This window comes from Paludifilum halophilum, assembly GCF_002245355.1.
Classification (GTDB): domain Bacteria; phylum Bacillota; class Bacilli; order Thermoactinomycetales; family DSM-45169; genus Paludifilum; species Paludifilum halophilum.
In genome coordinates this window covers 243,351-256,758 of the sequence record NZ_NOWF01000006.1, presented here as the reverse complement: position 1 = coordinate 256,758, position 13,408 = coordinate 243,351, and the positions used below count along the sequence as shown (strand labels likewise).

Genomic DNA, 13,408 nt, shown 5'->3' with positions numbered 1-13,408 from the left:
AACAATCGATCATACTTTGCCGGCGGAATCTTTCCTTCTTATAAAATAAGCGCCATCGGACCTTGAATTCAAGCATTTTTCAAAAAAGAACGGCCCAGCCCTTGATTTTTCGGGCGAGACCGTGTTACCGAATTTAACGGCGGTGGTCCGAGTGAACATTGATGACGCGAAACCCTTTCTCGGTTAAACGCTGTACGATTTGTTCATCGTAAGGAGAGGGTGAGACTTTGAGAAGAATGCGGCGGGCGGCCGTGTTTCCCGCATCAAAACTGGCGATGGATATGATATTGACGCCGAAGGATTTAATGGAGTCCAACAGTTCTTCCAACACATGAGGCATATCGATGAATACGCCGATCAGAAAGCGAGTCCCTTTCATCCCATAACCGAAAGTGCACTTCAGGGCGGATTCAATTGCGCTGATCTTGACAATGCCGGCAAAGGTTCCCTTGTCTTCAACGATAGGAACAAAAGGGTAGCGGACCATGATCGGGAGAGTTTCTTCAAAATCACTGTCCATCGTCAGAACCGGAACTGTTTGAACGGTGGAAGAAATGGATTGTTGGGCGGTAAAGAAACCGTCGGGCTCACCTTGAAAAACCCATGCTTTAAAAATGCATCCGTAACCGGTGATTCCCGCAAAACGTTTTTGCCGGTCCAGCACGGGAATGGATTCCAGCCGGTACTCTTTTAATCGCTCCAACGTTTTTTCCACAGAGGTGTCCAAACAAACCGTTTCCAGTTCGTTTCGGGGGGTCAGGCAATTCCGAATCAACACGGTAAAAAGCACCCCTCTCGTTTCTTAAAAAGTGAATCAGTGCCTTGACACCTGTCAGGACACGAATCCGTACAGCAAAGCTGTAACGGATTTTATGAAACGGAGAGGAGGCATATTCCATCTTTTGTCGAAAGAACCTCATCTATGATCGCAGGGTCAAGAAGGTCAATCCGTTTTTCTGCGGCGGAGACGGGACGGGTCGATCACCAGTCCCAAAACGACCAATGTACCGACGATATTCAGGAAGACGTAAGCGTCATCGAGAAGTTGGTCCCACCATAGCGAGCTCACGTTTTTACTCACTCCATCCTCTTTGCCGGGGCATGTTCGGTGATCCGCTTTTTTTCACTTCTGTCTCCGTCGAGGTGACCCCCATTGCATGCAGAAGAGGACAGAAACGGGTAACTCCTTCCGCCACCTTCATTCCGGACATCATCGCTACGATGACAGGCAGGGTGCGACCGGGTTTACGGGTCATACAGGAGGTGCTCCAAGCCAGTCCGGCCGCTCCCATCGTGATTCGCATGATTGCGTCCCAGGTACCCACATTTTTTTGCACCGATGTCAAACCTCCTTTCTCATCGACGCTATGGTTAGTATGGGCGGGTATGTAGGGGTTATTCGGAGACAAGGTTGGAGGGATGTGGCAGTAAAAAATAAACGCCTGTACATCACAGGCGTCGGTTTTGTACAGGGGGCGGCCCTGGTCCGTCTTGATTGCGAAAGATATTTTTGTAACCTTATTTATCGAGTATTCACTTCGATATCCCCCATCGAAGTCACCAGTCGAACCTGGTGTTTTTCAGAGCCGAGAACAGCTTTTCCCCGCATCCCTTCTCCCGGGTTTTTCTCATTCCAGTCGATATCGCCTTTCAATTCGCCGAAAGAAGTGATTCCTTCCACTTCAGCCTCGGTATCTTTCGTCAAATCAACTAAGATATCCCCGTTGTCCGTTTTTACGTCCCAGTTACCGGAGACCTGGGCGTCGTTGATGTTCACATCCCCGTGAGAGGTTTCTAGGCGAAAAGGCCCTTTCGCTTTTCTCACTTCAATATCTCCGTTTGCAGTCTTTGCTTCCACTCTGTCGCCGATCTGTTCAAAGATGAGGTCTCCGTTCTTGTTTTCCGCTTGTACGCGGTTGTTAATGCCTTTGATGTTGACATCACCGTTGGCTACGCGGAGATCCAGTTTTTTGGATTCAGGGACTGCAAGGTCCAGAGTGGAAGGGTAAGAACGGTGAGAGGAAAGCCAGTTCCAGCGACGGGGTTCACGCACCCGAACGGTAGCCTGAGAACCGTTCACTTCCAGGGTGAGCATTTGATCCAAACGATTGGCGGCTTCCTCCGAAGTTCGGGAAGGAACCTCCAATCTCCCGGTCAAATCCAGCTTTTTCTGCTCAGCACCGGTGATGCGGATATCACTGGAGGGAACATCTACGACCACCTCGGTCACCGAGTCAGGCAGATCGAGGGAACGGTCGACTTCCGTCGAGTGATGTTGCTGGCCCAGAGCTTCGATGAAACCGGAAGCCTGTAACGGATACAGGATCATGGTGGCCAGTACGACAAAAAACAAAAGAATCAGGCTGATTCCATCAAAACGGATTTTTTCGTTTTTCCGGATGAACTGAAAGGCCAAGATTTCCAATCCCAGCAGAATCAACAGAACCGGCCAGCTGTTGATCAGCCAATCGATGGCCGGCAGGTCCCAAAAGGAATGACCCAGAAGCAGGATGCCAAGCAGGATTAGCAGAAAGCCGGCGGAGATGGATCCTACGCGCCATTGTTTCACGGGCGATGACTCCCTTCGTGATCATGGGTTTTGAAGGAGGGAAAAAGCTTTTTACCGGTGATGATCCGAAAGCCGAGGTAAATCAATAAAAGGGCAATGACAACGGTTCGCACCAGCTCATAAGTGCCCCATCCCAACACCCTCGGCAACAGGTTATCGAACAGCAGATAGACGCCCAGAACCACGAAGGCCCAGCCCAACCACCCGGGTTGCGGGTGCAAATGTCCCTTCCAGGGGATAAAAGGGGAGTCAATGACCCGTTTCTCCCGGTCGATTTTCTGATACTGTTGCAGAGCGTCGAAGATCCCGAAAAACCAGATGATCGGCAAGACAAAAGAAACATTCACCCGGAGCAGGTCGAACAGTAACATACTTCCAAAGAAAGCGATCATCAACTGGAGTCCCCGATTCATTTGGCCCAGGTAGAAGTGACCCAAACCGGGAACCAATGAAAGGAAAAAAGTGGCTGCTTTTGATTTGTCCATAAGAGGCCTCCCTTTTGACCTTCTTCAGGATAGGTATTGGTTCAGCTTGTATTGGAGCAAGGTGTCAATCGGTTCATTGCTCAAAAGTTCCATCCCGGCGGAGATGTGAAGCATCGCGTCAGGGAACAGCCGGAACCATCCCAGATGGGATAAAACGACGGTGGCGGCGGACGCAACCAACAGGTGAACTCCCGTCATTCGATAAGCCTTCCAGATGGATCGAACTCGTTGGGGAAAGCGAACGGGTCGCTTCGTCGATTCCGGAAGGGAATCCATGACCTCTTCGACGAATCCGAGGGAAGGGGAGCCTTCGGGCTTCTCCCAGGCTTGTTGAAAAGCGGTTAGTTCCCGCCGGATTTGCCGACAGTCGGCACACGATGAGAGATGGGATTCGACGCGTTCGGACTCCTTCCGGGAGAGTTCGTTAAGGCTGAAGGCGATGATTTCCTCCGTTTTCACCGGACAAGGCATGGAAATCCCTACTTTCCTATGGATTGAAGCAATTTTTTTGCCCGGTATAAGCGGGTTTCCACTGTCTTTTTGGCGATACCCAGATCATCAGCGATGATTTCATAGGAATCATGGTTGAAATAGTATCGGACGACGACACATCGATACTTGTCAGGGAGTCTGTCAACCATTTGTCGGAGACGGTTTTGTTCTTCCTTTTTCAAAAGGGTCGGCTCCGGCAAAAAAGATGTTGCCAGTTCCTTTTCCACATCCACGGCGGGATGCGGGGAAGGGGAGCGGGCCTTTCTCCGTTTCCAGTCCAAAGCTTTATTGATGGCAATCCGGTACAGCCATGTGGAAAACTGCGCTTGATACCGGTAAGAGGACAACGAGCGATAAGCTTGCAGGAAAATCTCCTGGGCCAAATCCTCGGCGTCCTTGGGATGGCCGGTGGCTTGGAGGGCGACGGCGTATACCCGTTGCTGGTAGCGCTCGACGATTACGCGATAAAGTTCCCGGCTTCCCGCTTGAATTTGCCGGATAATTTTTTGCTCTTCAACCGTCATGGCCTCCTCCTATTTAAGGCGTTCATTCCATTAGACGTAAACAAGGGAGAAAACCCTTCAAATTTCCTGCAAAAAAATCGCCCGGCTGTCATGTAGATGATCAAAAGAAAAACACCTGCATGGAGCAAGTGTTCGGTACGACCCTACGGAATCCTTCCGTGGAGTTTTTCAGCTTTGGATCTCTCAGCAGGCGGATTTCGGATCAAGTTCCGGGATGTGTTTGTAAGATGGGCGAAAGCTACGGTTCTTCACCTCCAGCGTAGCGGCGTTTGCGCCTAGGATCAAGTCTCGCCTTGTTCACGGAGTGCCTTTACCGCCGATGTGAAGCGAAGGGGAAAACCGACCTCGATCGTTTCCGTGACCATCCTTCCAAAAAGACAGAACAAAATTGCTTGAAAGGGGGACTAGACAAGCCTGATAGGCGTACTGGATCCATTCCGAATGGGAAGGGTCCGTATACCGGATGGAAATGGGAAGGTCCCGATAGATTTCTTCCGTCACTTCCCGGGCTCGTTCCGATCGGGTACCGATGACCAGCCGATTGGACTGGAAAAAGTCCCGAATTCCTTTTCCTCGGCGCATCCATTCGGTATGATGCACGACGCTCAACGTTTCATTTCCGGAGTGTTTGCGGAGAAAGCGTTGGGTAGCCTTTGTCATTCCCTGAGGGACGGTTCCCTGGAGAACGACGAGAGGGTTGCGCGGGGCGTGGAAGGCAATTGCCTCCAAAGCCGGTCGGTAGAGAGTGGAGTTCACTGAATCGTGGGGGGAGGACGAGTTCCCGGCGGCGATATAGATGACGTCGGCTTCTCTTACCGCCTCGGAAAGGTCGGAGGCGAAACGGAGCGTCTGCCGGTGGATGGTGGTCAGAAGGAGCTCGTTAAGCCCGGGTTCCCAGGAGCCGATTCCGTCGTCCCGTTTCGGAGCGGGATGGGAAAGCTCCGCACACAGAGTCGGGTGGTCCAAATAAGCCAGGGAGACCCCGGTAATCAAACCGACCGATCCTGTACCCAAAACGGTGATATTCATAGGAACTCTCCTTGTTGGTGGAAGTGGAAGCCTGCCTCTATCTATTGACAACATAACAAATTCATGTAAACCAACGGTTAAGGTGGGACTAAAAGATTGATAGGAAAGTTGAACAAGGGGTTCGCTTTTCTTCTACCTTGATCGTCTTTGTTTGGAAATAATGATGATGGAGGCATTTCAATAAGATGAAAAGGAAGAGTCTGCTTTTTTGCGGAAAGAGAACAGGGGGTTACCAACGGGAAGGAGTGTGGTAGCATGCGAATAAGGGTCTGGGGACTGGTGATGGTGTTGGTGGTGGTTGTGGCGGGATGTCATGGCAACTTTGTCGATCAGACATCGAAAACAGAGGAGAAGGAAGAAACGACGTCCGGGACCTTGTCCAGAGATCCTTTTACCGGTATGCCGGAGAAGGGAGATGCCCGTTCCGCTCTGATGGTGATGGTGAACAACCACGCAAAAGCCCGTCCCCAGTCCGGATTGAACCGGGCGGACGTGGTGGTGGAAATCTTGGCGGAGGGGCCGATTACCCGATTCGCCGCTTTTTATCACAGCCAGAACCCCGGAAAGGTGGGACCAGTCCGCAGTGTCCGACCCTATTTCCTGGACTTGGCCGCGGGAATGGGGGCGGTTGTCGCTCACGCCGGGGGCTCTCCCGCCGCTTTGAAACGGATTGAGAGTGAACGGATTCCCAGCCTGGACGGGATTCACGGAGCCGCTCGGTACTTTCAAAGGGAGAAATCCCGACAGCCGCCGCACAACTTGTATACGGATGTCGAGCAATTGAGGCAGGGAGCCAACCAGCAGGGGCTCTCTCCCGATTCTGCTGTAGAAGGGCCTTGGCGTTTTGATGATCGAGGAGCGGTGGAACAGGGGCGATCCGCATCCGAGGTGGAAATCCGGTACGGATCCCGGTATCAAGTGGGGTATCGCTATGATGAAGCTTCGGAAGAATACATTCGGTACACCCAGGGGAAAAAGCAGGTGGATCGGGAGACCAATCAGCCGCTGTCCATGAATAATATACTGGTTCTCTACACGGACCACCAGGTGGTTGACAGTGCCGGCCGGAGGGAAGTGGACTTGAAGGAATCGGGAAAGGGGTACCTGTTTCAAAAGGGAAAGCGGATAGCGATTCATTGGGAGAACCGTGACGGATGGCTGGTTCCGCTGGTGGAACAGGAAGTGGTCCCTCTGCTGCCGGGAAAGACCTGGATCAATATTCTTCCGGAAGACGGACACGTCTCCTCCCGGGGATGAAGGATTTGGCGCTTCCGATGTCGAATTTCATCATTTAAAGGGTGAAAGAGGGCCTCATCGCGGGGGCGAACCGATGCAAAGAGGTGAGAAGATGCAGCTGGATAAATTGAGGCAAAAAGAAGTGGACAATCTGTTCGCCGCTATTTTAACACTGAAAAATACCGAGGAATGCTATCAGTTTTTTGATGACTTGTGCACAGTCGGGGAGATCAAGTCCCTGGCCCAGCGTTTGGAAGTGGCCCGAATGCTCCGGGAGGGCTATACCTACAACCGGATCGAGGCCGACACCGGGGCAAGCACCGCCACCATCTCCCGTGTCAAACGCTGTCTGCACTACGGGACGGACGGTTATACCCTGGTGCTGGACCGGTTGGAGGAAAATGAGGAATAAAAGGTGGTACGGGAAGGAGACAACCGCTGACAGGGATCAGTCAGCGGTTTTTTGTGGTGTTCCCCGTATTCCGAGTGCCTATCTCCTTTCCTTTTTCCCTCCGGTGGGGTGCGGTATAATGGTTCTGGACGAATAACGAGCGGGCGGCAAGGGGGTTGAAGGATGCTTAGACAATGGATCAAAGGTTGGCGCCACGCTTTTAAGTTGGATCCCGACCGGGTGCTGTCGGACCGGGCTTTGGAACGGATCTGCCTTTCCGGCACGGATGCGGTGATTGTCGGGGGAACGGAGGGGGTCACCCAAAACAATAGCCGGGAATTGCTGGATCGGGTCAGTGAATACCCGGTGAAGTGCGTTCAGGAAGTATCCGGTTTGGAATCAGTGGTTCCCGGATTGGACGGGTATCTGATCCCGACGGTGCTCAATGCCGGGGACCTTCAGTGGGTGGTCGGGTTACAGCACCAGGCAGTTAAGAAATTCGGGGAATGGATTCCCTGGGAAGATTTGGCCGTCCTTGGTTATGTGGTACTCAACCCGAATTCCAGAGTGGCTCGACTGACGGGGAGCCGAACGGAACTCGCCTCTTCCGATGTCACTGCTTACGGGCGGATAGCGGAGCATTTGTTTCATCTCCCCGCTCTGTATGTGGAATACAGCGGTGTCTATGGGGACCCGTCTATCGTAGAGGCGGCGCGGAACGGGTTGGACTCCACTCAGCTGATCTACGGCGGGGGCGTGTCCAATGAAGAACAAGCCCGGAGGATGGCGGCAGTCGCCGACACCGTCATCGTCGGCAACCTTGTCTATCGCAACGCGGATGCGGCAGTGGAAACAGTTCACTGGGTGAAGGAAACGACACGCCTTTCCGGCGTATGAAGTTCATCAACCAGAACCATTGATGATCCAGCAATTGGGGGCGGGGGAGGATGTCGTGTTCTGGCTAAGCGACTTTTGCCATTCTAACAAACGACAATCTATCGACAGGAAAGGTGCGAATATCGATGTCTGAGCACACCTGGACCAATCAAAGCCTGGTAGAGGGCCTTAATCCGGACCAGCGACGGGCGGTGGAGAAGACGGAGGGACCCCTTCTTATCGTCGCCGGGGCAGGAAGCGGGAAAACGCGGGTCCTGACCCACCGGGTGGCGTATTTGTTGGCTGACAAACAGGTTCATCCTTGGAATCTTTTAGCGATTACTTTTACGAATAAAGCGGCTCGGGAAATGAAGGAACGGATTCAAAATCTGGTGGGCCCTGAAGCGGAAGAGATCTGGATTTCCACCTTTCACTCCATGTGTGTCCGGATCCTTCGGCGGGATATCGAGCGGATCGGATATTCCCGCAACTTTACCATCCTCGACAGTTCCGACCAGTTGACGGTGATCAAGCAGGTGTTGAAGGAGAAAAATATCGACCCGAAGCAATTTCCTCCCCGGTCGCTCCTTCATCGGATCAGCAACGCCAAAAACCGCCTGTGGACAGCTGCGGACCTGGAGTCCCGGGCCTCGGGATTCGTTGAGGAGATCGCCGCCCAGGTTTATGCAGCGTATCAGGACAAGCTCCGTGCGAATCAATCCCTGGACTTCGATGATTTGCTTCTGGAGACAGTCCGTCTGTTTCAACAGGTTCCGGAGGTATTGGATTATTATCAGAAGAAGTTCCAATACATCCATGTCGACGAGTACCAGGATACCAACCATGTGCAGTACATTCTGGTGAAGATGCTGGCGGAACGCCATCGGAACCTGTGCGTCGTCGGGGACTCCGACCAGTCGATTTACCGGTTTCGGGGCGCCGATATCACCAATATCCTGCATTTTGAACGGGACTACTCCGATGCCGAAGTGATCAAGCTGGAGCGAAACTATCGCTCGACGCAAACGATCCTCCGTGCCGCCAACGGGGTGATTGCCCACAATCTTGAACGCAAGGCGAAAAACCTGTGGACGAAAAACGGGGAAGGAGAACCGGTTCAGCTTTTCGAAGCGGAAAACGAACACGAGGAAGCCTATTTTGTTGCGGATACGATAGTAAAAGAGCAGAAAAACGGGAAAGATTATAGTGATTTTGCGGTGTTATATCGGACAAACGCCCAATCCCGGGTGATGGAGGAAGTATTGATGAAGGCCAATATCCCCTACCGGATGATCGGGGGGATGAAGTTCTACGAGCGGAAAGAGATTAAAGATTTGCTGGCCTATCTGCGATTGGTGGTCAATCCCGATGACGATTTGAGTCTGACTCGGGTGATCAATGTTCCCCGGCGCGGGATCGGTCCGACAACTCTGGACAAAATCGCCCGTTACGCTGAAGAGCAGAATCTGTCCATGTTCCGGTCCCTTCTCGAAGTGGAGAATATCGGTTTGACAGCTCGTTTCATCAAGCCCCTCAACACATTTGTCGGCTTGATCAAGGAACTGAACGCCATGCAGGAATACCTGACGGCAGGAGAACTGACAGAAGAGGTTCTCAACCGTTCCGGATACCGGGAAGAACTGAAAAAGGAAGAGACCGTCGAGGCCGCCAGCCGTCTGGAAAACATCGACGAGTTTCTTTCCGTTACCCGGGAGTTTGAGGATAAAAATGAAGATAAAACCTTGGTCGCTTTTCTGACGGATCTGGCCCTTGTCACGGATATGGACCGCTTGGATGAGGACGAAGAGGCATCCCGGGAGGCCGTTACCCTGATGACGCTGCACAGCGCCAAGGGGCTGGAATTTCCCCGGGTATTCCTGGTAGGGATGGAGGAAGGGGTTTTTCCTCATAACCGAACTCTAGAGGACCCTGAGGAACTGGAAGAGGAACGCCGTCTGGCTTATGTAGGTATCACCCGGGCGGAGGAACAACTGTATTTGACCCGGGCCCGGTTGCGAATGCTGTTCGGTCAGACCAATGCCAACCCGCCTTCCTCTTTTCTGAAGGAGATTCCCGAACAGCTGGTTGAAACAGTGGGACAACCCTCGGCGGTGCTGAAAAAGCCGGTTGTTCGTCAAGGTCCTCTGCGCCCCGAACCCAACCCGGACATGGATTGGCGCGAGGGAGACCGGGTCCAGCACAAAAAATGGGGTGTGGGGACCGTGGTCAAAGTGCAGGGGTCCGAAGAGGATATGGAATTGAACATTGCTTTCCCGGCCCCGGTGGGGGTGAAACGGTTATTGGCCAAATTTGCCCCTATTTCCCGGGCGTGAAGTGGGGCGAGAGGAGGAAGGGATTTTGAACCGGAAACAAGCGTCGGAGCAGATCGAAGAGCTGCGCGCGAAATTGAACGAACACAATTACCGTTATCATGTGCTGGATGAGCCGACGGTCAGCGATGCGGATTACGACGCCATGATGCGGGAATTGATCCGGTTGGAGAAGGAACACCCCGACCTGGTAACCCCGGACTCCCCTTCTCAGCGGGTGGGCGGGGAACCTCTCCCCTACTTTGAGAAAGTCAACCATCGCATTCCGATGCTCAGCCTGGGGAACGCCTTTGACTTCGATGAGCTGAAGGATTTTGATCGGCGCATCAAGCGCTTGGGTCAGGTAGAGACAGTGGATTACGTCTGTGAGTTGAAGATCGACGGATTGGCGGTTTCTCTTCGCTATGAGGAAGGCGTATTCGTTCGGGGAGCGACCCGCGGGGATGGCCGGACCGGGGAGAATATCACCCAAAACCTGAGAACGATCCGTTCCATCCCGTTGCGCCTCAGAGAACCCGTCACCCTGGAGGTGCGGGGGGAAGCCTTTCTCCCTCACAAGGAATTTGAACGGATCAACGCGGTCAAGGAGGAACGGGGGGAAGCTCTTTTTGCCAACCCGCGCAACGCCGCGGCAGGTAGCCTGCGTCAGCTGGATCCCAAACTGGCGGCGGAACGGGCCTTGGATATATACCTCTACGGGATTGGAGAAGTTGAGGGGACAGAGGCTCCCGGCACCCATACGCAAGCTCTGGAGATGCTTTCCCGGCTCGGTTTAAAGGTGAACCCGGATCGGGTGACGGTCAAGGGGATGGATGATGTGATGGATTTCGTCGATTACTGGCGGGAACACCGGACGGAATTGGGCTATGAAATCGATGGCATTGTGATCAAGGTGGATGATCTGGAGCTTCAGGAGCGGCTGGGGACCACCGCTAAAAGCCCTCGCTGGTCGATCGCCTATAAGTTTCCCGCTGAAGAGGGAGTGACGATTCTCCGGAACATCGAGATCAACGTGGGACGGACCGGAGCCGTGACTCCGACTGCACTCCTCGATCCGGTCACCCTGGCGGGAACGACAGTGAAGCGGGCTTCCCTTCACAATGAGGACATGATCCGGGAAAAAGGGATTATGCTCGGAGATCACGTGATTGTTAAAAAGGCCGGGGATATCATCCCGGAAGTGGTGGGAGTGTTAAAAGAGCACCGGACGGGTGACGAGAAACCCTATCAGATGCCGGTGGAATGTCCGGAATGCGGGAGCGAATTGGTTCGCCTGGAAGGGGAGGTCGCTCTGCGCTGCATTAACCCCCAATGTCCGGCCCAGACGAGAGAAGAGTTGATCCATTTTGTTTCCCGCGGAGCGATGAATATCGACGGTCTCGGGGAAAAAGTCGTGTCCCAGCTGTTTCGGGAGGGATTGGTCAAAGGACCCGCCGATCTGTACGAGTTAAACAGGGAAGATCTCCTTCCCCTGGAGCGGATGGGGGAGAAATCCGTCGATAATCTGCTGGAGGCGATTGAGAAGAGTAAGGGAAACTCAGTGGAACACCTGTTGTTCGGTTTGGGTATACGGTTCGTCGGAGCCAAGGGGGCCCGGATTCTGGCTCAGGAATTCAAAGATATCGAATCCATTATGAAAGCGTCCCGGGAAGAGCTGGAATCGATCGACGAGATCGGTCCCAAAATGGCGGAAAGCATTGTAACCTACTTTGAGATACCGGAGGTGCGGTCTACTCTTAAACGCCTGGAACAGGCGGGAGTCAACATGGAATACAAAGGGCCTTCCCCCGCTGAGAGACAGCAGGGAGGCAACCCATTCGCCGGAAAGACAGTGGTCTTGACCGGAACCCTGCAAAAGATGTCCCGAAAAGAAGCCGCCGCACAGGTGGAAGAGCGGGGTGGAAACGTAACCGGGAGCGTCAGTAAAAAAACCGATTGGCTCATAGCCGGGGAAAAAGCCGGTTCCAAGCTGAAAAAAGCGCAGGATTTGGGTATCCGCATCCTCGATGAGGCGGAATTTCTGTCGATGTTGGACACTTGATCTCTCCCAACCGCTCTTTTCACTGAGGCTTTATTTTCGCTAAATATGCACGTCGGATCGATATTATTGTAAGCCGACCCGATCGGGTCGGCTTTTTTTCATTGGGGAAAGGGTTTGACGGTTGTTTTCTGTTCCGGCAGAGTCACTTCGAAGTCGACGGGGGGAAACAGGGAGTTATAGTGTTCCACAGCCAACAACAGATAAATGAGCGATTGATCGGTTTCCCCTTTGCTTTGGAAGTATTTTCCGAGGGTGTGTGAAGCGCGGGCCACTTTTTCCGAAGTCTCCATTTTGAGAAAGGATTCAATTGCTTCCATATAACATCGGATAAAGTGTTCATCTTCTCCTTTCGCATAATGGATCTGCCCCAGATAGATCAGACACTCCGCCCTCAGACGTTCCCGATGTTTCAGGGAATCCATCGCCTTAAGAATATGTTCCTTGGCTTTAGCGATTTCGCCGGTTTTAATATAGGTCTGACACAGGACCTGGTGAACGCAGCCCACCTCCCACTGCGGAAGCTGTTCCGGGGAGACGACTTCCAGGGAAAGGTGAAGAAAGTGGGTGGCTCGCTCATATTCCTGCAGTTTCATGTAACAGATTCCCAGCTCATGGTAGGTTCGGGAAATCAACACCTTGGAGATGGAAAATTGGTTGCCCATTCGCAAGACGCGTTCAAAGCAATGGACTGCTTCCATGTAATCCCCATTGTGAGTGTGACAGGAGCCTAGAATATTGAGCATGCTGCACATTTCCACCCACCGGTCCTTACGGAGCATGATTTCGATCGCTTTTTCCCCGTAGAGAATTCCGAGGGCGGGGTTGGACATTAAAAGGTGAACTTTGCCCAGATTACCGAAAATATAGGCCTTTTCCAATTCGTCCGTCACGTCGGGCAGGATTTTTTCCGCCGCTTTGTAATGCAGCATTGCTTCTTCGTACCGATCCTTCAAAAAAGCGATGTTTCCTTTTAACCGCAGATACCAAATCATCAGGTTGGGTTCTTCTTCAAAATTGTCCCATCGTTTGCCGAAGGTCTCCAGTTGATTGCGGTACCGTTCCTCATCAAACCGGTGAATCCATACATTGATCTCCAACAGCTCGATTTTCATTAACACTTTGGAGTCCGCGATCGCAGAGGAGAGGCTTTTTAATTCAGTTAAGTCCTCCAGTGCCTGATCCACCCCATCGTAGACCAGGGCGGTACGGATCCGGTCAATCAGGTTTTCCGCTTTCCGGATCGTCCCTTCATCGGTGACCCCCATCAGGTTTTTCATCGTGGATCGGAGTCGTCCGGCGAGGGGTTGCAAGATATCCGGCCGGGGATGGGCCTTTTCATTTTCGATCAAGCTGAGATAAGGAACGGAGATGATCCCTTCCGCGAGTTCCGATTGGGTCATACCTAATTCTTTGCGCCTTCGGCGGATGTTGTTTC

At 52.8% G+C, this 13,408-nt stretch carries 14 protein-coding genes; 5 read left to right on the top strand and 9 right to left on the bottom strand.

Annotated features, from left to right (window positions below; all coding sequences use genetic code 11):
• Positions 1–133: 133 nt before the first annotated feature.
• The 8 genes from CHM34_RS11580 to CHM34_RS11550 form a co-directional block, all read right to left on the bottom strand.
• A complete protein-coding gene (locus tag CHM34_RS11580; RefSeq protein ID WP_169713707.1) occupies positions 134–778 on the bottom strand; it encodes a CBS domain-containing protein in 645 nt (214 codons plus the stop codon).
• Positions 779–943: 165 nt separating this feature from the next.
• Positions 944–1,081, bottom strand: coding sequence for a hypothetical protein (locus tag CHM34_RS19350; protein ID WP_169713706.1), 138 nt, complete (start codon positions 1,079–1,081; stop codon positions 944–946).
• Positions 1,074–1,337 carry a YgaP family membrane protein gene (locus tag CHM34_RS11575; RefSeq protein ID WP_094264762.1) on the bottom strand — a complete coding sequence of 88 codons (264 nt, stop codon included), beginning with the start codon at positions 1,335–1,337 and terminating at the stop codon, positions 1,074–1,076. The genes CHM34_RS19350 and CHM34_RS11575 overlap by 8 nt, the downstream gene beginning before the upstream one ends.
• Before the next feature lie 185 nt (positions 1,338–1,522).
• The gene (locus CHM34_RS11570; RefSeq protein WP_094264761.1) at positions 1,523–2,569 is read right to left on the bottom strand and encodes a DUF4097 family beta strand repeat-containing protein; all 1,047 of its coding nucleotides are present in this window, start codon (positions 2,567–2,569) and stop codon (positions 1,523–1,525) included.
• Positions 2,566–3,054 (bottom strand): hypothetical protein, encoded by a 489-nt coding sequence (locus CHM34_RS11565; protein ID WP_094264760.1) that lies wholly within the window; start codon positions 3,052–3,054, stop codon positions 2,566–2,568. Before CHM34_RS11565 ends, CHM34_RS11570 begins: the two co-directional genes overlap by 4 nt.
• A gap of 24 nt (positions 3,055–3,078) precedes the next feature.
• Positions 3,079–3,525, bottom strand: a complete 447-nt coding sequence (locus tag CHM34_RS11560) for an anti-sigma factor family protein (protein WP_094264759.1) — start codon at positions 3,523–3,525, stop codon at positions 3,079–3,081.
• Positions 3,526–3,533: 8 nt separating this feature from the next.
• Entirely contained in the window at positions 3,534–4,070 is a 537-nt protein-coding gene (locus CHM34_RS11555) for an RNA polymerase sigma factor (RefSeq protein ID WP_094264758.1), read from the bottom strand.
• A 297-nt stretch (positions 4,071–4,367) separates the two neighbouring features.
• Positions 4,368–5,099 (bottom strand): hypothetical protein, encoded by a 732-nt coding sequence (locus CHM34_RS11550; protein WP_169713705.1) that lies wholly within the window; start codon positions 5,097–5,099, stop codon positions 4,368–4,370.
• Between the two features lie 255 nt (positions 5,100–5,354).
• On the opposite strand from CHM34_RS11550, the gene CHM34_RS11545 reads away from it, so the two are divergent.
• The 5 genes from CHM34_RS11545 (at position 5,355) to ligA (ending at position 11,973) form a co-directional block, all read left to right on the top strand.
• Entirely contained in the window at positions 5,355–6,356 is a 1,002-nt protein-coding gene (locus tag CHM34_RS11545) for a DUF3048 domain-containing protein (protein WP_094264756.1), read from the top strand.
• A 91-nt stretch (positions 6,357–6,447) separates the two neighbouring features.
• Entirely contained in the window at positions 6,448–6,747 is a 300-nt protein-coding gene (locus CHM34_RS11540; RefSeq protein WP_094264755.1) for a YerC/YecD family TrpR-related protein, read from the top strand.
• Positions 6,748–6,909: 162 nt separating this feature from the next.
• Positions 6,910–7,623 carry a heptaprenylglyceryl phosphate synthase gene (pcrB, locus tag CHM34_RS11535; protein ID WP_094264754.1) on the top strand — a complete coding sequence of 238 codons (714 nt, stop codon included), beginning with the start codon at positions 6,910–6,912 and terminating at the stop codon, positions 7,621–7,623.
• Between the two features lie 125 nt (positions 7,624–7,748).
• Positions 7,749–9,935 carry a DNA helicase PcrA gene (gene pcrA, locus CHM34_RS11530; RefSeq protein WP_094264753.1) on the top strand — a complete coding sequence of 729 codons (2,187 nt, stop codon included), beginning with the start codon at positions 7,749–7,751 and terminating at the stop codon, positions 9,933–9,935.
• Between the two features lie 25 nt (positions 9,936–9,960).
• On the top strand, positions 9,961–11,973 hold the full coding sequence (ligA, locus tag CHM34_RS11525; protein ID WP_094264752.1) for an NAD-dependent DNA ligase LigA: 2,013 nt from the start codon (positions 9,961–9,963) through the stop codon (positions 11,971–11,973).
• A 98-nt stretch (positions 11,974–12,071) separates the two neighbouring features.
• Here ligA and CHM34_RS11520 read toward each other — a convergent pair whose 3' ends face one another.
• Positions 12,072–13,400, bottom strand: a complete 1,329-nt coding sequence (locus CHM34_RS11520) for a tetratricopeptide repeat protein (RefSeq protein ID WP_276207700.1) — start codon at positions 13,398–13,400, stop codon at positions 12,072–12,074.
• Between the last annotated feature and the right edge of the window lie 8 nt (positions 13,401–13,408).